At 74.0% G+C, this 19,238-nt stretch carries 15 protein-coding genes and 1 riboswitch; of the genes, 9 read left to right on the top strand and 6 right to left on the bottom strand.

Annotated features, from left to right (window positions below; genetic code table 11):
• Positions 1–85: 85 nt before the first annotated feature.
• Positions 86–1,516: an adenylosuccinate lyase gene (purB, locus tag ACIQTO_RS12885; protein ID WP_402386888.1), complete on the top strand. Its 1,431-nt coding sequence runs from the start codon at positions 86–88 to the stop codon at positions 1,514–1,516.
• A 7-nt stretch (positions 1,517–1,523) separates the two neighbouring features.
• Here purB and ACIQTO_RS12880 read toward each other — a convergent pair whose 3' ends face one another.
• A complete protein-coding gene (locus ACIQTO_RS12880; RefSeq protein ID WP_402386989.1) occupies positions 1,524–3,065 on the bottom strand; it encodes an MFS transporter in 1,542 nt (513 codons plus the stop codon).
• Positions 3,066–3,378: 313 nt separating this feature from the next.
• Positions 3,379–3,539, top strand: a riboswitch (cyclic di-AMP (ydaO/yuaA leader).
• Between the two features lie 4 nt (positions 3,540–3,543).
• Between ACIQTO_RS12880 and ACIQTO_RS12875 the strand changes: the two genes are divergently transcribed.
• On the top strand, positions 3,544–4,587 hold the full coding sequence (locus ACIQTO_RS12875; RefSeq protein WP_402386886.1) for a peptidoglycan DD-metalloendopeptidase family protein: 1,044 nt from the start codon (positions 3,544–3,546) through the stop codon (positions 4,585–4,587).
• Between the two features lie 470 nt (positions 4,588–5,057).
• On the opposite strand, the gene ACIQTO_RS12870 is transcribed toward ACIQTO_RS12875, so the two are convergent.
• Entirely contained in the window at positions 5,058–5,777 is a 720-nt protein-coding gene (locus ACIQTO_RS12870; RefSeq protein ID WP_402386883.1) for a DUF2470 domain-containing protein, read from the bottom strand.
• 198 nt (positions 5,778–5,975) lie between these two features.
• Between ACIQTO_RS12870 and ACIQTO_RS12865 the strand changes: the two genes are divergently transcribed.
• A complete protein-coding gene (locus ACIQTO_RS12865; RefSeq protein WP_402386880.1) occupies positions 5,976–7,232 on the top strand; it encodes an MFS transporter in 1,257 nt (418 codons plus the stop codon).
• Positions 7,233–7,295: 63 nt separating this feature from the next.
• Here the strand turns inward: ACIQTO_RS12865 and ACIQTO_RS12860 are convergent, their stop codons facing one another.
• From ACIQTO_RS12860 to ACIQTO_RS12850, 3 genes are all read right to left on the bottom strand, one after another.
• Positions 7,296–7,703: a RidA family protein gene (locus ACIQTO_RS12860; protein WP_380578178.1), complete on the bottom strand. Its 408-nt coding sequence runs from the start codon at positions 7,701–7,703 to the stop codon at positions 7,296–7,298.
• Between the two features lie 113 nt (positions 7,704–7,816).
• Positions 7,817–8,569: an IclR family transcriptional regulator gene (locus ACIQTO_RS12855; protein ID WP_402386876.1), complete on the bottom strand. Its 753-nt coding sequence runs from the start codon at positions 8,567–8,569 to the stop codon at positions 7,817–7,819.
• Entirely contained in the window at positions 8,566–9,846 is a 1,281-nt protein-coding gene (locus ACIQTO_RS12850; RefSeq protein ID WP_402386874.1) for a sugar kinase, read from the bottom strand. Before ACIQTO_RS12850 ends, ACIQTO_RS12855 begins: the two co-directional genes overlap by 4 nt.
• Positions 9,847–9,969: 123 nt before the next feature.
• Here ACIQTO_RS12850 and ACIQTO_RS12845 point away from each other — a divergent pair, with 123 nt between their 5' ends.
• The 5 genes from ACIQTO_RS12845 to ACIQTO_RS12825 all read left to right on the top strand — a co-directional run bounded on the left by ACIQTO_RS12845 (position 9,970) and on the right by ACIQTO_RS12825 (position 16,662).
• Positions 9,970–11,274 (top strand): alanine racemase, encoded by a 1,305-nt coding sequence (locus ACIQTO_RS12845; RefSeq protein WP_402386871.1) that lies wholly within the window; start codon positions 9,970–9,972, stop codon positions 11,272–11,274.
• Positions 11,274–12,896: an amidohydrolase family protein gene (locus ACIQTO_RS12840; protein WP_402386868.1), complete on the top strand. Its 1,623-nt coding sequence runs from the start codon at positions 11,274–11,276 to the stop codon at positions 12,894–12,896. The genes ACIQTO_RS12845 and ACIQTO_RS12840 overlap by 1 nt, the downstream gene beginning before the upstream one ends.
• Positions 12,893–13,558, top strand: coding sequence for a bifunctional 4-hydroxy-2-oxoglutarate aldolase/2-dehydro-3-deoxy-phosphogluconate aldolase (locus ACIQTO_RS12835; protein ID WP_402386866.1), 666 nt, complete (start codon positions 12,893–12,895; stop codon positions 13,556–13,558). Before ACIQTO_RS12840 ends, ACIQTO_RS12835 begins: the two co-directional genes overlap by 4 nt.
• Positions 13,559–13,801: 243 nt before the next feature.
• A complete protein-coding gene (locus tag ACIQTO_RS12830; protein ID WP_402386863.1) occupies positions 13,802–15,418 on the top strand; it encodes an alpha-amylase family glycosyl hydrolase in 1,617 nt (538 codons plus the stop codon).
• Positions 15,419–15,591: 173 nt separating this feature from the next.
• Positions 15,592–16,662: a hypothetical protein gene (locus ACIQTO_RS12825; RefSeq protein WP_402386860.1), complete on the top strand. Its 1,071-nt coding sequence runs from the start codon at positions 15,592–15,594 to the stop codon at positions 16,660–16,662.
• 153 nt (positions 16,663–16,815) lie between these two features.
• Here the strand turns inward: ACIQTO_RS12825 and ACIQTO_RS12820 are convergent, their stop codons facing one another.
• Positions 16,816–18,339 carry an APC family permease gene (locus ACIQTO_RS12820; RefSeq protein ID WP_402386858.1) on the bottom strand — a complete coding sequence of 508 codons (1,524 nt, stop codon included), beginning with the start codon at positions 18,337–18,339 and terminating at the stop codon, positions 16,816–16,818.
• Between the two features lie 144 nt (positions 18,340–18,483).
• Between ACIQTO_RS12820 and ACIQTO_RS12815 the strand changes: the two genes are divergently transcribed.
• Positions 18,484–19,236 (top strand): FadR/GntR family transcriptional regulator, encoded by a 753-nt coding sequence (locus ACIQTO_RS12815; RefSeq protein WP_402386855.1) that lies wholly within the window; start codon positions 18,484–18,486, stop codon positions 19,234–19,236.
• Positions 19,237–19,238 lie beyond the last annotated feature (2 nt).

The following is a 19,238-nucleotide window of genomic DNA, read 5'->3' as shown; positions in this document are numbered from 1 at the left end:
GGTTCCGGCCCCGGTCGGGAGCGGCGGGCGGTGGGGGCCGGTCCGCCGACGCTCGCGCTGACCTCGGCTGTTAGGCTTGCGAAGCGTGAGCGCGAAGCCCCAGATCCCCAATGTCCTGGCCTCCCGGTACGCTTCGGCGACCCTGGCCCAGCTGTGGTCCCCCGAGCACAAGGTGGTCCTTGAGCGCCATCTGTGGCTCGCCGTCCTGAAGGCCCAGCAGGACCTCGGCGTCGAGGTGCCGGCCGGTGCCGTCGCCGACTACGAGCGGGTGATCGACCAGGTCGACCTCGGCTCGATCGCCGCCCGCGAGCGGGTCACCCGGCACGACGTGAAGGCGCGGATCGAGGAGTTCAGCGACCTCGCCGGCCACGAGCAGATCCACAAGGGAATGACCTCCCGGGATCTGACCGAGAACGTCGAGCAGCTGCAGATCCGCCAGTCGCTGGAGCACGTCCGCGACCGCACGGTCGCCGTGCTGGTCCGCCTGGGCCGGCTCGCCGCCCAGCACTCCGAGCTGGTCATGGCCGGCCGGTCGCACAACGTCGCCGCGCAGGCCACCACGCTGGGCAAGCGCTTCGCGACCGTCGCCGACGAGCTGCTGGTCGCCTTCCGGCGGCTGGAGGAGCTGATCGCCCGCTACCCGCTGCGCGGGATCAAGGGCCCGGTCGGCACCGCCCAGGACATGCTGGACCTGCTCGGCGGCGACACCGAGAAGCTCGCCGAGCTGGAGCGCCGGGTGGCCGGCCACCTCGGCTTCGACAACGTGCTCATCAGCGTCGGCCAGGTCTACCCGCGCTCGCTGGACTTCGAGGTGCTCACCGCCCTCGTCCAGCTCTCGGCCGCGCCCTCCAGCCTGGCCAAGACGATCCGCCTGATGGCCGGCCACGAGCTGGTCACCGAGGGGTTCAAGGAGGGCCAGGTCGGCTCCTCCGCGATGCCGCACAAGATGAACACCCGCTCCTGCGAGCGCGTCAACGGTCTGGCCGTCATCCTGCGCGGCTACGCCTCGATGACCGCCGAGCTGGGCGGCGACCAGTGGAACGAGGGCGACGTCTCCTGCTCGGTGGTCCGCCGGGTCGCGCTGCCGGACGCCTTCTTCGCCTTCGACGGCCTGCTGGAGACCTTCCTGACCGTCCTCGACGAGTTCGGCGCCTTCCCCGCCGTGATCGAGGCCGAGCTGGACCGCTACCTGCCGTTCCTGGCCACCACCAAGGTGCTGATGGGCGCCGTGCGCGCGGGCGTCGGCCGGGAGACCGGGCACGAGGTCATCAAGGAGCACGCCGTCGCCTCGGCGCTGGCGATGCGTGCCGGCGCGCGGGAGAACGCGCTGCTGGACCGGCTGGCCGCCGATGAGCGGATGCCGCTGGACCGGGCCGCGCTGGACGCGCTGCTGGCCGACCGGCTCTCCTTCACCGGTGCGGCCGGTGCCCAGGTCGCCGAGGTGGTCCGCCAGGTGGAGGCCGTCGCGGCCGCCTACCCGGAGGCCGCCAAGTACGCCCCGGGTGACATTCTCTGACGACTCGTCAGGCCTTCGTGGGCCCCGCCGCCGATCCGGTGGCGGGGCCTTCGCCGTGGTCGGCGCCGACATGGCCCGGATCGAGCGGCGGGCCGTTGGTGCCGCAGGTGTAGCGGCAGTCCGGCTCGGCGACCGGGTGGTCCTCGGGAGCCAGCACGTTGCCCCGGACCGTCGTGAAGGCCGTCACTCCGCCGGTGGCCAGCAGCCCGGCGCAGATCAGCATGGCGATCCGGAAGGCGGAGTCCACCGAGGCGGGCACCTGGTACGCGTCGCCGCTGAGCCCGGCCAGCGCGGGCAGGGCCGCCACCGCGAGCAGACCGGCCGCGCGGGCGGCGGCGTTGTTGACGCCGCTGGCGATCCCGGCGTGCCGGACCTCCACCGCCGCCAGCACCGTCGCGGTCAGCGGCGCCACCAGTAGGACCATCCCGCAGCCCATCACGGTGACGGCCGGCAGCACGTCCGTCCAGTACGAGGCGTCCGGGCCGATCCGCAGCATGAGCAGCACGCCCGTCGCGCAGATCAGCGGCCCCACGGTGAGCGGCAGTCGCGGGCCGATCCGCTTGCCGAGCCGGCCGGCCCGGGCGGACAGCGCGAGCATCAGGACGGTGATCGGCACCAGGGCCAGCCCGGAGACCAGCGGGGAGAACCCGGAGACGATCTGCAACTGCACGACCAGCAGGAAGAACACGCCGCTGAAGGCCGCGTAGACGCAGAGGGTGACCAGGTTCACCGCGGTGAACAGCCGGGAGGAGAAGAGGCCGAGTGGCAGCATCGGCTCCGGGACACGGCGCTCGACCACGACGAAGGCCGTGCCCAGCAGCAGCCCCGCCGCGCCGGCCAGCCAGACCTCCGGCGAGAGCCCGCCGCCCGCGGCCGTCAGGGCATAGGTGACCGAGCCCAGGGCCAGCGCGGCCAGTGCCGCGCCGAGGGCGTCGAACCGGCCGGTCGCGCTCTCGTCCCGGCTCTCCGGGACGTGCCGGGAAGCCACCGCGATCACCAGGACGGCGAGCGGGACGTTCAGCAGGAAGATCCACCGCCAGCCGGGGCCGTCCACCAGCCAGCCGCCGAGGAACGGGCCGATCGCGGCGGACACCCCGCCCAGACCGGACCAGAGGCCGACCGCCGCCGACCGGTCGTCCGGGTGGAAGACGGCCTGGAGCATCGCCAGTGAGCCGGGGGTGAGCAGTGCCCCGCCGATGCCCTGCACCGCGCGGGCGGCGATCAGCACCTCGATGGTGGGCGCCGCGGCGCACGCCGCCGAGGCGGCGGCGAACCAGAGCACACCGATCAGGAAGACGCGGCGCCGTCCGTAGCGGTCGCCGAGGGCGCCGCCGAGCAGGATGAGGCCGGCCAGGGTGAGCAGATAGGCGTTGAGCGTCCACTGCAGGGCGGCGAGCGGGGCGCCGAGATCGGTGCCGATCCGGGGCAGGGCGACGTTCACCACGGTGCCGTCGAGCATCGCCATGCTGGAGCCGAGCACCGTCGCCAGGAGGACCCAGCGGCCCTGCGCGGTGCCCAGGCGCAGGGTGCCGGCCTCGGAGGGGGTCATCACCGCCCGATCGTGCGCCCCGGGAGACGACGTGACAAGGCTCACCGGGGGTGTGTCGGCAGATGGCTTTCCGTAGGTGATCGCATGCGGACGGACATCGAAATCGGCGGAGCGTCGCGGATCAGTGGCACGCGGTGAATCGATTGTGCACATACTGTGCAGCCGATCATTCGGAGTGTCACGATCTTTCCGGCATTGGTTGTCGATTCAAGAGATCGACATTGCTTCACCCGGGTGGATGGGCTTTAGTTCAGCGACCGCCCGGCATTGGCCCGGGTGGCCACCGGGTGGAACGCCTAGTCCTGCCGCTGCCCGGTGGTACGAACCGAACTCTGTACGGCAGGAGCGGGGGACCCAAAGGTAAGTCGCCGGACCGGAATTCACGGTCCGGCTTGGGGTGAAGCCGCGCTATGCGGCCGGGCAACTCCAGCCCGAACCCGACAGCTCACCTCGCAGGCGTCGGAGAGGACAGTTCCCCATGCCCGCACAGGCTCGTCGTATCGCCCTGCCCCGCGCCGCCCGCATCGGCATCGCCACCGCCGTGACCGGCGCCGCCTTCGCCCTTCCGCTGGTGACCACCATCAGCGCCCAGGCCCACACCGCCCCGGCCGCGAAGCCCGCGCAGACCAGCACCTGGACCGGCGCCACCAGCGTCGACGCCACGCCGGCCGCCGCTGCCCAGGCCGCCGCTCCGGCCGCCGCCGAGGCCGCCAAGCCCGCCGCCGCTCCGGCCGAGGAGACCTACAAGGTCGCCGGCGGGGACACCCTGTCGAAGATCGCCGACGCCAAGCAGGTCGAGGGCGGCTGGCAGGCGCTGTACGACCACAACCGCTCGGTCGTCGGCGCCAACCCGAACCTCATCTTCCCGGGTCAGCAGCTCGCGCTCGGCGCCAAGGCCGCCGCGGCCCCGGCCGCCCCCGCCGCCAAGCCCGCCGCCCCCGCCGCCAAGCCGCAGGCCTCGCAGGACTCGGTGCAGCCGGCCGCCAAGGCCGCCGCGCCGAAGCCGGTCCAGGCCGCCAAGCCCGCGCAGGCCCCGGCCACCAAGCCGGCCGCCCCCGCCGCGAAGCCGGCCGCGCCGGCCGCCACCCAGGCCCCGGCCGCCGTGGCCGCCACCTCCGGCTACGTCGCCCCCGTCGCCAACCCGAAGCTCGGCACCGCCTACGGCGTGGCCGGCTCGATGTGGTCCTCCGGCCACCACACCGGTGCCGACTTCGTCGCCTCCACCGGCACCCCGCTGCGCGCCATCGCGGCCGGCACCGTGGTCAAGGCCGGCAACGGCGGCGCCTACGGCAACGAGGTCGAGATCAAGCTCGCCGACGGGAAGTACGCCCAGTACGCGCACCTGTCCTCGATCGGCGTGAAGATCGGTCAGACCGTCACCGCCGGCCAGCAGATCGGCCTCTCCGGCGCGACCGGCAACGTGACCGGCCCGCACCTGCACTTCGAGGTCCGCACCGGCTCGGAGTACGGCTCGGACATCGACCCGATCGCCTACCTGCGGGCGCACGGCGTCTCCATCTGACCTGAGGTCGGACCACCGCTGGGTGCGGGGCGAACGACCTCCCGGGATGGTCATGTCGGGTGACCGCTCGACCGGGTGATCGCCGCACCATCAGTGGATCATGGGCGCGGGACACGCCCAGGCCGGCCCGGCTCACGAATTTCCTTCGTGAGCCGGGCCGGCCATTGCGCGTTTCCGCCACCGGATATCGGGTGCCGGTTCTGATGTCCGTTCACCCCCCCTGTCGCGATGGGTTTTCTTGGGGCGGCCGCGTTGGCCCTCCAGGGCTTTTCGGGGTCAGCGGACGGCTGTCCGGGCCGGAGGCCGGATGGGATCGGACGGAATGTGACCGGACCGCCGGAAATGCGGTTGGCCCGCCCGGAATGCGGTCGGCCCGCCCGGAATCGGACGGGCCGTCACCCTGTGGTCGGTGGGTACCGGGTGGGGCGTTCGGTGTCGCTCCGTCCGGTGTCGATCCGTCCGGTGTTCGGTCAGGACCGGTGGGCGGGCAGGTCGCCGTGCGCGGCGGTCAGCAGCTGGTGCACGCGGTGGCCGAACTCGTCCGCGTCGCGGGCCGGTTCGGGGAAGACCAGGCGGACGTCGCGGTGGCCGTACGGGTGGTCCAGGCGGAGCACCAGGCCGTGCCGGTCGAGGGCGAGCGGGCGGACGTCGGGGCGTCCGGCGAGCAGCTCCGGGTCCAGCAGCCGGGTGAGCAGGTCGAGGGCGTCCGGGTGGTCGTCGGCGAGGTGGGTGAGCATCGCGGCCTCGAAGCGGGCGAGCGGGTCGGGCGCGGCGAGGGACAGGTCGGCACCGGTGAGGGCGGTGGTGCCGTACGGGGTGGAGAGGACGGCGTGCGCGACGTCCAGTCGCAGGTGGACGCTGAGGCCGTCGTCGGCGAGGTGTGCGAGGTGGAGCCGGCCGGCCAGGGTGAGGCGGCCGCGGACCCGGTCGCGGACGGCGACCGGGGCGATGTCGGTGAGGTCCAGGACGACGGCGAGGCCGTCCTGTTCGCGGGTGACGGCGAGGGTGAGCGGCGCGTCGAGCGGGGCGCGCAGGCGCAGCCGGGAGCCGTGCACCGATACCGGGGTGTCCAGGTCGTGGTGCTCGCCGCAGGCGCGGATCACCACCGAGGAGGTGGCGCTGAGCAGGCTGCAGACCCGTTCGGCGGCGGTGGGTTCGGGCGCCTCGACGTCGACGGGGCTGGGGCTCATGACGACCTCCGTTAGTTAGGTGAGCCTAACCTAATCACTTCGACGAGGGAGGGCAAGGTGCGGGGGCGGACGGGTGTGGTGCCGATGCCATTGCAGATGGAGATAGGGGGCGCTTGCAAGTATCAGGCGCGCGGTCGTATTGTCGACGCTGGTAGTTGCGCACGCAATCGTCTGTTCGCTCCGGAAAGCGGTCCCCTCATGCCCCTCGCGCTCCTGGCGCTGGCGATCAGCGCCTTCGGCATCGGCACCACCGAGTTCGTGATCATGGGCCTGCTGCCCGAGGTCGCCGGCGACTTCTCGGTGTCCATCCCCAGCGCCGGCCTGCTCATCTCCGGCTACGCACTCGGCGTCGTGATCGGCGGCCCGCTGCTCACCGTCCTCGGCACCCGGATCCCCCGCAAGGGGATGCTGCTGATGCTGATGGGCCTGTTCATCGCCGGCAACCTGGTTTCCGCCGTCGCGCCCGCCTTCGGTCTGCTGCTGGTCGGCCGGGTGCTCGCGGCCTTCGCGCACGGTGCCTTCTTCGGCATCGGCTCGGTGGTCGCCGCCGACCTGGTCGCCCCGCACAAGCGGGCCGGCGCCATCGCCCTGATGTTCACCGGGCTCACCGCCGCCAATGTGCTCGGCGTCCCGATGGGCACCCTGCTCGGCCAGCACTTCGGCTGGCGCTCCACCTTCTACGTGGTCGCGGCGCTCGGCGCGATCGGCTTCGCCGGCATCGCGGCCCTGGTCCCCGTCCAGCCGAGGGTCGCGGACACCCGGCTCGGTCCGGAGCTGGCCGTCTTCCGCAAGCCGCAGATCTGGCTCGCGCTGAGCATGACGGTGCTCGGCTGGGGCGGCATCTTCGCGATGTTCACCTACATCACGCCGATGATGACCGAGATGGCGGGCTTCGCCCCCTCCAGCGTGACCTGGCTGCTCTTCCTCTTCGGCGTCGGCCTGTTCGTCGGCAACCTGCTCGGCGGCTGGTTCGCCGACCGCGCGCTGATGCGCAGCCTGTACGTGATCCTCGCCGTGCTGGCGGTGCTGCTCTTCGCCTTCACCCTCGCCTCGCACAGCAGGACCGGCGCGATCGTCGCCATCCCGTTGATCGGGGTGTTCGGCTTCGCGACCGTCGCGCCGCTGCAGAAGCGGGTGATGGACCAGGCCGCCGGCGCGCCCACGCTGGCCTCGGCCGCCAATATCGCGGCCTTCAACCTGGGCAACGCGCTCGCCGCCTGGCTCGGCGGGCTGGTCATCTCGTCCGGCCTCGGCTACGACGCGCCGAACTGGGTGGGCGGGCTGATGGCCGCGCTCGCCCTGGGGATCGCGCTGCTCTCCGGTGCGTTGGAGCGGCGGGCCGGCGGTGCCGGCGGCCGGGTCGTGGCGCGTGGCGGCGCGGCGGTGGCGCCCGGTGGTGCGGTCGCGGCGCCCGGTGGTGCGGGCGTCGAGGAGGCGGCCACCGTCGGACGGTGACCGTGCGGTGCGCGAAGGGGGGCCGGACGAGCGTCCGAGCCCCCCTTCGCGTCGCGTCGCGGCTCAGCCGATCACGGCCTGCGCGTCGATCTCGACCAGCATCGGCTCCTGCGGCAGCTCGACGAAGATCGTGGTGCGGCAGGGCTTCACCCCGCCCGGCTTGACGTTCTCCTCGATGAACGCGGCGTAGACCTCGTTCATCAGCGGGAAGTCGGCCCGCTTGGTCAGGTAGACGCGGAACATCACCACGTCCTCGATGGTGGCGCCGCCGGCCTCCACGATCGCCTTCACGTTCTCCAGGGTCCGGCGGGTCTGCGCCTTCACGTCGCCGTGGTACAGGTACTCGCCGGTGGCCGGGTCCTGCGGGCCCTGGCCGGAGACCTGCAGGATGGGGCCCTTGCGGACGCCCTGGGAGAACATCCAGGCCGGGGCGGGGGCGCCGTCGGTGCGGATCTCGGTCTTGTCGCTCATGAGGTTCCTCGGTTGGTGGGGCGGGGTGGCGGTTCGGGCGGTTCGGGAGCCGGCCGGTCAGCGGGGTCGGCCGGTTCGGGTCGGCCGTCCGCGGGGTCAGCCGGTCCGGGGGGTCAGCCGGTCCGGGGGGTCTGGCCGCAGTCGGCGGAGACGGCGCGGGCGGTGGCGAGCAGTTGGGGCAGCAGCTCCAGCACCTGCTCGTAGGGGAGGACGACGTCGGGGACGGAGATCGAGGCGGCGGCGACCACCCGTCCGCTGGCGTCCCGGATCGGCGCGGCCACGCAGTTGATGAAGGCCTCGTGCTCGGCGTGGTCCTGCGCCCAGCCCTGGGCCGCGACCTTGTCCAGTTCGGCGAGCAGCGCCTCGGGAGTGGTCAACGTGCGGGCGGTGTGCGGGGTGAAGTCGATGCCGGCCACCACCCGGCGCCGCTCGGGCACCGGAAGGTCGGCGAGCAGCACCTTGGAGACGGCGGCACTGTGCAGGGCCGCCCGCAGGCCGATCCGCGAGTACATCCTGACCGGGTGCCGCGAGTCGTACTTGTCGATGTAGACGACCTCGCCGCCCTCGTACGCGGCCAGGTGCACGGTCTGGCCGGTGGCGGCGTTCAGCTCGGCCAGGTGCGGGGCGGCGATCCGGCGGACGCCGCGCTGCTCCAGGGCGAGGCCGGAGAGGGCGAAGAGGCCGGCGCCGAGGTGATAGCGGTAGGCCTGGTCGCGGTAGACGAAGCGTTCCTCCTCAAGGCTCTGGAGCAGCCGCAGCACCGTGGTCTTGTGCACGCCGAGCACCTCGGCGAGCTGGTCCAGGGAGCGCTCGCCCTCGCCGAGTTCGGCGAGGATGCGCAGGGCGCGGGTGACGGTCTGGCTCATCGTGCTCCAAGGGCCGGGGAGGCGGCCGGTCGGTGGTCGGGGGCCCCGCCCCCGGTCGCCGACCCCGCCGACGCGGACGGGACCGGCCCGGGCGGCACCGCCGCGGGCAGTACGGGGGACACGATGCCATCCGCCGAGACGCGGGTGGCGGTCCAGTCCCCGGGGGAGGCGTTCAGCAGTGCGGTGACCACCGGTGCGGGCGGCAGCTCGGCCTGGTCCCCGTGGGCGGTGAGCGCGCAGGCGGCGCTGAGGTGGCCCAGCCGCAGCCGACGGTGCTGGTCCAGGCCGCGCAGGGTGGCCGCGAGGTAGCCGGCGGCGAAGGCGTCGCCCGCTCCGGTGGCCTCGACCACCTCGACGGCGAGGGCCGGCTCGGTGACGGCCGTGCCGTCCCGCTCCAGCGCGGTGACCGTCCGGGCGGCGTCCTTGACCACCACGGTGGCGGGGGAGGGGAAGCGGCGGCGCAGTGCCAGCGGGTCGCCGGTGCCGAAGGCGGCCTCGCCCTCGTCGGCGCCGAGCAGCAGCAGATCGGCCGCGTCCAGCAGCGGGGGGAGGACGGCCGGGTCACGGTCGAGCCAGAGGGCGGGGCGCCAGTTCAGGTCGAAGCTGGTCAGCCGGCCGGGCCGGCGCTCGGCGAGCAGGGCGCGCAGCAGGGCCAGGCAGTCGTCCGACAGGGCCGCCGTGATGCCGGACAGGTGCAGCAGCCGGGCGCCGGCCAGCAGCCGGACGGCGGCCGGGTCGTCCAGCAGGGCGGGGGAGAGCGCGGAGGCGGCGGAGCCGCGCCGGTGGTAGTGCAGCCGGCTGCGCCCGGGGCCGAGGTCGTGCCGGGCGCCGCTGGAGCCGCCGACCTCCTTGAGGTAGAGGCCGGTCGGGCGGTGCGGGTCGACGGCGACCGCCGAGACGTCCACCCCGCGGGCGGCGACCTCGCCGACCAGGCGGCGGCCGAAGCCGTCGTCGCCCACCCGGCTGATCCAGGCGCTCGACACGCCGAGCGCCGCCAGGGCGCCCGCCACATTGGACTCGGCGCCGCCGACCGAGAGGTGGAAGTTCTCCACCGCCTCCAGCGGGCCCGGCCGGTCCGGCAGCAGGACGGCCATCGACTCGCCCACGCAGACCGCCGTCGGGGAGGCCGCCGACGCGGCCGGTGCCCAGGCGTCCGGCGCCGACGTGTGCGGCGCCGACGTGTCCGCTGCCCGTCCGGCCCGCGCCGCCGGGCTGTCCGCCGTCGGGCTGTCGAGCGGCGGGGTGCCCGAGCTCACGGCGGCGTCCTGTCGGGGCATCTGGTGGGCTCCTCGTGTGCTGCGGCTGACCGTTTCCGTTGACCTTCGTCCGGCGCCGATGCTAGAACCGTGATGCCAGCATGTGCAACCCTCGTTGCACATGTTGCAACACGTAAGGAGAAGATGGTGGACCAGACCTTCGCAAGCAGCGGCACCGGGCCGGGTATCGACACCGGCGCGGTGGCGGCCCTCGCCGACGAGGTGCTCGACTGGCGCTTCAAGGCGCTGCCGCCCGCCGCCTGGGGGTCGACGGTGCGCGACTACCTCGCCACCGGCCCCACCCTCGCCGGGTTCGGCACCCCGCTGCTCACCCTGGACGCCGCCGCGCTCGACCACAACGTGCGGACGATGGCCGACTGGTGCGCCAAGGCGGGCGTCGCCCTCGCCCCGCACGGCAAGACGACGATGGCGCCCGCGCTCTGGCAGGCGCAGCTCGACGCCGGCAGCCACGGCATCACCCTGGCCAACCTGCCGCAGGTCCGGGTGGCGCGGGCGTTCGGCGTCCAGCGGATCCTGCTCGCCAACACCCTGCTCGACCCCGCCGGGCTCGGCTGGCTCGCCGCCGAACTGGCCGCGGACCCCTCGTTCGCCTTCGTCTCCTGGGTGGACTCCACCGAGAGCGTCCGGCTGATGGACGAGGCGCTGCGCGCGGCCGGCGCCGAACGGCCGGTCGAGGTGCTGGTCGAACTCGGCGGCCCCGGCGGGCGCACCGGCACGCGGGGCGTGGACGCGGCCGTCGAGGTCGCCGCTGCGGTGCGGCGCGCGCCGACGCTGCGGCTGGCGGGCATCGGCGGCTACGAGGGCGCGCTGGCCCACGACGCGACCGCCGACGGACTGGCCACCGTCCGCGGCTATCTGCGCGCGCTCGCCGACCTGCACGGGCGGTTGGCCGGCGCCTACGCCGACGGGACCCGGCCGATGGTCACGGCCGGCGGCAGTGCCTACTTCGACCTGGTGGTCGAGGAACTGGCCGCGCTGCCGGAGGCCGCGGTCGTCCTGCGCTCCGGCGCCTACATCGCCCACGACGACGGCTTCTACCGGGGGATCTCGCCCCTGGTCCGGGGCGCCGGTCCGGCGGCCTTCCGCGGCGCGCTGCACGGCTGGGCGCGGGTGGTCTCCCGGCCCGAGCCGCAGCTGGCGCTGCTGGACGCCGGAAAGCGCGACCTGCCCTTCGACGAGGGCCTGCCGGAGCCGCAACTCGTCCGGGGCGGAGCGGTGCTGACCGGAACGGCGGCCCGGATCACCGCGCTCAACGACCAGCACGCCTTCCTGCGGGACGCGGGCGACCTCGCGCCGATCGGCGCCGTCCTGCGGCTCGGGGTCTCCCACCCGTGCACCGCCTTCGACAAGTGGACGCTGATCCCGGTGCTGGACGACGCCTCCGCCGCCGAGCCGAAGGTCACCGGCCTGGTCAGGACCTATTTCTGATGGATCGTCACCTCACGGGCGGCGACCTCGTCCTGAAGGGGGCCACCGTCGTCGACGGCACCGGGGCCGACCGGTACCGGGCCGATGTCCGGATCGGACAGGGGTGGATCACCGACATCGGGCACGGCCTCGGCGCCGCCCGTGAGGTGGACGCCGACGGCCTGGTGCTGGCCCCCGGCTTCATCGACATGCACGCCCACTCCGACCTCGCCCTGTTGCTCGAACCCGACCACCCCGCCAAGGTCACCCAGGGCGTGACCTGCGAAGTCCTCGGCCAGGACGGGCTCTCGTACGCACCGGTGGACGACCGCACGCTGCCGGCGCTGCGCCGGCAGATCGCCGGCTGGAACGGCGATCCGGAGGGCTTCGACTGGGACTGGCGCACCGTCGGCGGGTACCTGGACCGACTGGACCGGACCGGTCCGGCCGTCAACGCCTGCTACCTCGTCCCGCACGGCTCGCTGCGGATGCTCGCCATGGGCTGGGAGAACCGGGCGCCGAGCGCCGCCGAACTCGACCGGATGCGCGAACTGCTGGCCCAGGGCCTGGACGAGGGCGCGGTCGGCCTCTCCAGCGGCCTGACCTACACGCCCGGGATGTACGCCGACACCGCCGAACTGGTCGCGCTCTGCCGGGTGGTCGCCACGTACGGCGGCTACCACGCGCCGCACCAACGCTCCTACGGGGCCGGGGCGTTGGAGGGCTACGCCGAGATGGTGGAGATCGCCCGGCGGGCCGGCTGCCCGCTGCACCTGACCCACGCCACGATGAACTTCGGCGTCAACCAGGGGCGGGCCGGCGAACTGCTCGACCTCGTCGACCGGGCACTCGCCGACGGCGTCGACCTCACCCTGGACAGCTACCCGTACCTGCCCGGCTCCACCACGCTGGCCGCCCTGCTGCCCGGTTGGGCCACCGAGGGCGGCCCGCAGGCCACCCTGGCCCGGCTCGGCGACGCGGACGCGCGCGAGCGGATCCGGTACGAGGTGGAGGAGAAGGGCAGCGACGGCTGCCACGGGGTGGTCACCGACTGGGCGACCATCCAGCTCTCCGGCGTCCGCGACCCGGAGCTGGCCGGGGCGGTCGGCCGGACCGTCGCCGAACTCGCCGTCGAGCAGGGCCGCAGCGGGACGGAGGTCTTCCTCGACCTGCTGTGCCGGGACGAGTTGGCCACCACGATCCTCCAGCACGTCGGCCACGAGGAGAACGTCCGGGCGATCATGCGCCACCGCGCGCACACCGTCGGCAGTGACGGGCTGCTGGTCGGAGCCCGGCCGCACCCCCGCGCCTGGGGGACGTTCCCCCGCTACCTCGGGCACTACAGCCGGGAGTTGGGTGTGCTGACCTTGGAGCAGACGATCGCCCGGATGACCGGCCGGCCGGCTGCCCGGCTGGGGCTGGACCGGCGCGGCCGGATCGCTCCCGGATTCCACGCCGACCTGGTGCTCTTCGACCCCGAACGCGTCCAGGACGGCGCCACCTTCGAGCAGCCCCGGCGGCCCGCCGCCGGGATCGAGTACGTCTACGTCAACGGCACCGCCGTCGTCGCGCAGGGCCGCACCACGGGCGCCCGCCCCGGGCGCGCCCTGCGCCGAACCGATCGAGGAACCCGAGCCCTGTGAACCCGAACCCTGTGAACCCGACATCTTCCGTGCTCGCCCGGCTCCGGGCGGTGCTGGCCGCCTCGCCCGTCATCGCCGTCGTCCGCGCGCCCCGGATACCGGACGCCGTCGCACTCTGCGCCGCGCTCGCCGAGGGCGGCATCAACCTGACCGAATTCACGTACACCACACCGGATGTGACGACTCATCTGCGGCGCGCCGCACGGGAGGGCCGGCGGGTCGGGGTCGGTACCGTGCTGACCGCGGAGCAGGCCGAGGAGGCGATCGCCGCCGGTGCCTCGTTCCTGGTCACCCCCGGGCTCCGGCCGGACGTGGCACGGGCCGCGCACGCCGCCCGGGTGCCGGTCGTGCTGGGCGCGCTCAGCCCCACCGAGGTCGCCCAGGCCGTGGACCTCGGCGCCGCCGCCGTCAAGATCTTCCCGGCGCGGGCGTTCGGGCCCGGGTACTTCAAGGACCTGCGCGGCCCGTACCCGGACGTCCCGCTGGTCGCCTCCGGGGGCGTCAACGCGGGCAACGCGGCGGAGTTCCTCGCGCAGGGCGCGCTCGCGGTGTGCGCGGGGACGGACGTGGTGGCGCCGGACGTCGTCGCGGCCGGGGACTGGGCCGAGATCACCCGGCGCGCCAAGGTGTTCACCCAGGCCTGCGCGGTGGGCGGGCGGTAGCCGGCAGGGCGGGGCGTCCGGGGGCGGGTCGGGGGTCGGGACGCGGTTTCGGGGTCGGGGTTCGGGGTCGGGCCGGAGTGGGGGTGCGGGGTCGGGCCGGGGTCGGGAGGCGGGTTTCGGGGAGCGGGTCCGGGGGGCAGGGGCCGGCGAGCGGGAAGTGCCGGACGAGGACTGTCGGGACGGCCGGGATTGGACGAGAATCGGTGGATCCGGACCCCGGCACCCGGCAGGAGGCTCCACCCCATGACCTCGACCCGCCCCGGCCCCGACTGGCTGGCCGACGCCGTCCTCTACCAGATCTATCCGCAGACCTTCGCCGACTCCGACGGCGACGGCATCGGCGACTTCGCGGGCATCGCCGAGCGTCTCGACCACCTGGCCTGGCTCGGCGTGAACACGGTCTGGCTGAACCCCTGCTTCGACTCCCCGTTCCGCGACGCCGGGTACGACATCAGCGACTACCTCGCGCCCGCGCCCCGTTACGGGACCACCGAGGACCTGGCCGCGCTGGTCGAGGCGGCAGGGCGCCGGGGCATTCGGATCCTGCTCGACCTGGTCGCCGGCCACACCTCCGACCGGCACCCCTGGTTCCTGGCCGCCGCGGAGGACCCGGGCGACCACCGCTACATCTGGGCGGACCGGCCGGTCGACGGCTTCGTCGCCTCGCCCGGCAGCCGCCCCGGCTGGTACCGGCCGAACTTCTTCGACTGCCAGCCCGCGCTCAACTTCGGCTACGCGCGGAGCAGTTCGGACCAGCCCTGGCGTCAGCCGGTGGACGCCGACGGTCCGCGGGCCAACCGCGCAGCACTGCGCGGGATCATGGCGCACTGGCTGGACCTCGGCCTGGCCGGCTTCCGCGTCGACATGGCCTCCTCGCTGGTCAAGGACGACCCGGGGTTCGTCGAGACCGCCAAGCTCTGGACCGGGCTGCGCGACTGGCTCGACCGCGCCCACCCGCAGGCCGCGCTGCTCGCCGAGTGGGGCGACCCGGCCACCGCCGTCGCGGCCGGCTTCCACGCCGACTTCTTCCTCCAGTTCGGCGGCGCCGACCACGGCCTGCCGCTGCGTTCGCTCTGGAACAACGGCGCCGGCACGGTCGAGGAGTACTGGAAGCAGGGGCCCTGCTACTTCGAGGCCGAGGGCCGGGGCACCCCGCAGGTCTTCCTCGACGCGTGGCGCGACGCGGCCGAACTCACCGAAGGCGCCGGGTACATCGCGCTGCCCACCGCGAACCACGACTTCTCCCGGCTCGCCACCGGCCCGCGCACCGCCGAGCAGCTCGCCCCCGCCTTCGCCTTCCAGCTCACCTGGCCCACCCTGCCCGCGGTCTACTACGGCGACGAGATCGGCATGCGGTACCTGCCCGGTCTGCCCGACGTGGAGGGCAGCGTGCTCGGTCCGCGGTACAACCGGGCCGGCTCGCGCACGCCGATGCAGTGGGAGCCCGGGGTGAACGCCGGCTTCTCCACCGCTCCCGCCGATCGGCTCTACCTACCGGTCGACCCCGATCCGCACCGCCCGGACGTCGCCACCCAGCGGGCCGACCCGACCTCGCTGCTGCACACCGTCCGGCGTCTGATCGCGCTCCGGCGGTCGTGCCCGGGGCTGGGTGCGGGCGGCACGGTCGAGGTCCGCGGTGCCGGGTACCCGCTGGTGTACACCCGGGCGGGGCGGTACCTGGTGGTGGTCAATCCGCGGCGGGAGCCGGGCGTGGTGCCGCTTGGGTCGGCGCTGCCGGACGGCGCGGCCGGCGCGGCCGGCCGGGGCGTGGTGCGGCCGCTGGACGTGCAGGGGGTGCGGGTGGTCGACGGCGGGCTGCGGGCGGACGGGTTCTCGTACGGGGTGTTCGAGCTGGGGTGAGCCGGTCGGGGGTGGGGCCCGGTCGGGGGGCCGGTCGGGGGTGAGCTGCCCCGGGTGGGGCCCGCGGCGGGGGCCGGGGTTCCGCTCGCCCCGGAAGTAGTTGTGGACTGCATCCAGATAGTTGCATTTACCATCCTTTATCGGATGCGGCACCGAAGGACGAAACGAACGCCATGAGCTCACCCCGGACCACCGCCGCGGCGCCCACCCTGGGGCACTCACTCAAGCACCTCGCCGTTCACCTCCTCACCCCGCTGCTGATGTGCCTGGGCATGGCGCTCGCCTATCAGGGCGCGTTCCACCAGCCCGAGCCGCACCATCTGAAGGTCGCCGTCGTCGGCACCTCCGCGCAGGCCCAGGGGCTCGCGGACGCCGTCCGGGCCAAGGCCGGCCCGGCGCTCGACGTCAGCACCCTGCCCAGCCGGGAGGCCGCCGAGCAGCGGCTGCGCGACCGGGAACTGGTCGGCGCGTTCCTGCCGGACGCCCGGAGCCCCGAACTGATCGTCGCCAAGGGCGGGTCCGACACCTCGGCGATGGCGGCGGAGGCGGTCTTCCAGAACGTCACCGACACGCAGGGCGTGCCGTTGACCGTCACCGACCTGACCACGCCCAGCAAGGGCGACCCGACCGGTCAGGGCCTGTTCTTCCTGCTCGTCGCGCTCAGCATCGGCTCCTACGCGAGCGTCGCGGTGATCGGCGCGGCGGGCGCCGCGCTCGCCATGCGGATCCGGGCCCTGGTCGGGCTCGCCGTCTCGCTGGCGGTGAGCGTGATCGGCATCGTCACCGCCGGACCGGTCTTCCACGTGGTGGACCACGACCTGGTGGCCGTCTGGGCACTCGGCTGGCTGTACTCGGCGGGTGTCGTCGCGATCGGCATCGGCCTGCACAGCTTCCTGAAGCGCTGGACCACGCTGACCATGATGGTGCTGTTCGTGATGCTGAACTTCACCACCTCGGGCGGCATCTACCGGCCCGAGCTGCAGAACGGGTTCTTCGGCGGCCTGCACGCGTTCTGGACCGGCGCCGGATTCCTGGAGGGTGCCCGCAGCGTCCTGTACTTCGACGGCGGTGCCGGCCTCGGCGGGCACGTGCTGACCCTGGTGCTCTGGCTGCTGCTGGGCTGCGCGGTGATGGCCGGCGCGGCCGGGTACGAGCGGCGCGCCCGGGTCCGCACCGGTCGGAAGGCCGAGGCGGAGACGGCGGGGGAGGCGGAGGAGGAGATCGAGGAGGTGGTCGCGGTCTGACCGCGACGCCGGAAGGCTTCACCCGCCGCCACGGGCATCGGTGGCGGGTGGGGAGCGGCGGCCCGCGCCCGGCCCCGGACAGGCCGGGCGCGGGCCGCACCGCGGGCCGGTCGTGTGCGGGCCGGTCGTGTGCGAGGCGGCCGCGCGGGCCCGTCAGTCGGCGGCGGGGGAGCCGGCGAGCGCGTCGCCGGACGGCGCGTCCCCGCGCAGGTGCGGCCGGGCCGCCACCAGGTAGAGCCCGCCGGTGGCGAGCACGACCACCGCGGTGAGCAGCACCAGGTAGTTGTCGTACCAGGCGGCGTCCGGGGTGCGGCCCCAGCAGATGGTGACGATGGCCGCGACCCCGTACACCAGGGCGCCGATCGTCACCGGCAGGCCCCAGCGGCCCAGTCGGTACTCGCCGTCGGGCCGCCAGCCGCGCAGCCGGGCCCGCAGGGCGGCGAGCACCACCATCTGGAACGCCAGGTAGATGCCGATGCTGGAGAAAGAGATGATCTTCGTCAGGGCCCCGCCGGAGAGCGCCGAGGCGGACACGATGATCACGCCCGGCAGTGCGGCGGCAAGCAGCAGCGCGTACGGCGGCACGCGCAGCCGGTCGGAGACGGTGGCGAGGAGCCGGCTGCCGACGATCATCCGGTCCCGGGCGAAGGAGTACGTCAGACGACTGGCCGCGGCCTGCAGGCTCAGCACGCAGGACAGGAAGGACAGCAGCACCACGCCGATCACCACCCGGGCGCCGGTGGCGCCGAAGGCGTCGTGCAGCACCGCCGCCACCGGGTCGGTCTCGGCGCCGGAGACCACCGCGCCGATGTCGGGGATCGCCGTCACCAGGGCCAGGCTGACACCGATCGCGGCACTGCCGCCGACGTAGATCGTCCGCCGCATCGCCCTGGGGATCTGCCGGCCCGGGTCGGGCACCTCCTCGGCCACGTCGCCGCAGGCCTCGAAGCCGAAGTAGAGGAAGACCGCGATCAGCCCGGCGGCCAGGAAGGCGTCGGTGTACGAGCCGCCCTCGGCCGCGCCGAACCGGTCGAGGACCACGCCGAGCCCGTGGTGGCGGTGGGTGACCAACAGCCAGCCGCCGACCGCGAGCGCCCCGAGCAGTTCGGCCGTGAAGCCGAACACCGCCGCCGCCGAGAGCACCTTGGTCCCGCCGAGGTTGACCACCGTGGCGAGCAGCAGCAGGCCGAGCGCGCACCAGACGGTCGTCGCGGTACTCGGCTCGACGCCCAACAGCGCGGCCACGTAGGGTCCGGCACCGTAGGAGACGGCGGCGATGGTCGACATCAGCGCCACCAGGTACACCCAGCCGGTCATCCAGCCCCACTTGCGCCCCCAGAGCCGGCGCGACCACGGGTAGACGCCGCCCGCGACCGGGTACTGGGCGACCACCTCGCCGAACACCAGCGCGACGAGCAACTGGCCCACCCCGGCGACCAGGAAGCTCCAGATCATCGGCGGGCCGGCCGTCGCGAGGGAGGCGGCGAAGAGTGTGTAGACGCCGACGACCGGGGAGAGATAGGTGAAACCGAGGGAGAAGTTGGCCCACGGGCTCATGTCGCGCCTGAACTCGGAGGTGTAGCCGAGCGAGGCCAGCCGCCGCGCGTCGGCGTCCGGCGGCAGGGGAGGAGCGGACCGGCCGTCGTGGGTGGCGGCACATGCGCTGGCATCGGTCATGACCGGCTCCTGGGATCGTGACGTGACGCTCGGGGCGAGGGTGCGGGAAACATACGAGATTGAGTGTTCATCGGCAAGAGTGCCCGACCGGCCACGTCCACCCCGCCGGGCCACGTGGCAGGACGGCGCTCGGGGAGGTTCGCCGTGACGACCGTCGAGAGCGCGACGGCGCTGCTCAACACCGTTCTCGCGCCCCTCGCCGACCTCGGGCGGGCCGATGCCGTCGCCCGGCGGATCACCGAGGCGATCTCACTCGGACTGGTGACGGACGGTCAGCAGCTGCCGAGCGAGAACGAACTCGCCGAGCGGCTCGGAGTCGCCAACGGCACCCTCCGCGAGGCCCTCGCCCTGCTCCGCGACACCGGGCTGATCGAGACCCGGCGCGGGCGCCGGGGCGGCAGCTTCGTCCGCAGCCCGGCCGAGGAACCCGTCGGCCGCCAACTGGCCCGGCTGCGCGCACTCGGGACCGTCGAGCTGCGGGACCTGGGCGACGAGGAGCTCGCCGTCTCCGGTACCGCCGCCCGGCTGGCCGCCGAACGCGCCGCCCCCGCCGACCTCGCCGCCCGCCTCGCCCGTCTCATCGCCCTGCTGCGGGAGGCCGCGACCCCGGCCGAGCGGCGGCGCGCCGACACCCGCTTCCACATCGAACTCGCCGTCGCCGCCCAGTCGTCACGCCTCACCCGACTGGCCGTCCGGCTCCAGGCGGAACTCGCCCCGGTGCTCTGGCTGCCGGCGCCCTACGCCCCCGACCGGGAGCGGCTCGTCGAGGAGCACCGGGAGATCCTGGTCGCGGTGGTCGCCGGGGACGGCCCGGGAGCCCGTGCGGCGGCCGAGGCGCACACCGTCGCCTGCGTGCGCCACCTCGTCCGCGGCCGCCTGCGGCTCGGTGACGACTGACC

The sequence above is a fragment of the Kitasatospora sp. NPDC091207 genome (assembly GCF_044768625.1).
Classification (GTDB): Bacteria; Actinomycetota; Actinomycetes; order Streptomycetales; family Streptomycetaceae; genus Kitasatospora.
Note: the sequence above shows the minus strand (reverse complement) of the source record. Positions and strands in the feature narration are given on the sequence as shown.

Bases quoted from the DNA above. Each gene is read 5' to 3' on its own strand.
- ACIQTO_RS12840 (WP_402386868.1), top strand. From the start codon at position 11,274: ATGGATCGTCACCTCACGGGCGGCGACCTCGTCCTGAAGGGGGCCACC.
- ACIQTO_RS12850 (WP_402386874.1), bottom strand. From the start codon at position 9,846: ATGCCCCGACAGGACGCCGCCGTGAGCTCGGGCACCCCGCCGCTCGAC.
- ACIQTO_RS12845 (WP_402386871.1), top strand. From the start codon at position 9,970: ATGGTGGACCAGACCTTCGCAAGCAGCGGCACCGGGCCGGGTATCGAC.
- ACIQTO_RS12875 (WP_402386886.1), top strand. From the start codon at position 3,544: ATGCCCGCACAGGCTCGTCGTATCGCCCTGCCCCGCGCCGCCCGCATC.
- ACIQTO_RS12830 (WP_402386863.1), top strand. From the start codon at position 13,802: ATGACCTCGACCCGCCCCGGCCCCGACTGGCTGGCCGACGCCGTCCTC.
- ACIQTO_RS12880 (WP_402386989.1), bottom strand. From the start codon at position 3,065: ATGACCCCCTCCGAGGCCGGCACCCTGCGCCTGGGCACCGCGCAGGGC.
- ACIQTO_RS12820 (WP_402386858.1), bottom strand. From the start codon at position 18,339: ATGACCGATGCCAGCGCATGTGCCGCCACCCACGACGGCCGGTCCGCT.
- ACIQTO_RS12870 (WP_402386883.1), bottom strand. From the start codon at position 5,777: ATGAGCCCCAGCCCCGTCGACGTCGAGGCGCCCGAACCCACCGCCGCC.
- ACIQTO_RS12860 (WP_380578178.1), bottom strand. From the start codon at position 7,703: ATGAGCGACAAGACCGAGATCCGCACCGACGGCGCCCCCGCCCCGGCC.
- ACIQTO_RS12855 (WP_402386876.1), bottom strand. From the start codon at position 8,569: ATGAGCCAGACCGTCACCCGCGCCCTGCGCATCCTCGCCGAACTCGGC.
- ACIQTO_RS12865 (WP_402386880.1), top strand. From the start codon at position 5,976: ATGCCCCTCGCGCTCCTGGCGCTGGCGATCAGCGCCTTCGGCATCGGC.
- ACIQTO_RS12825 (WP_402386860.1), top strand. From the start codon at position 15,592: ATGAGCTCACCCCGGACCACCGCCGCGGCGCCCACCCTGGGGCACTCA.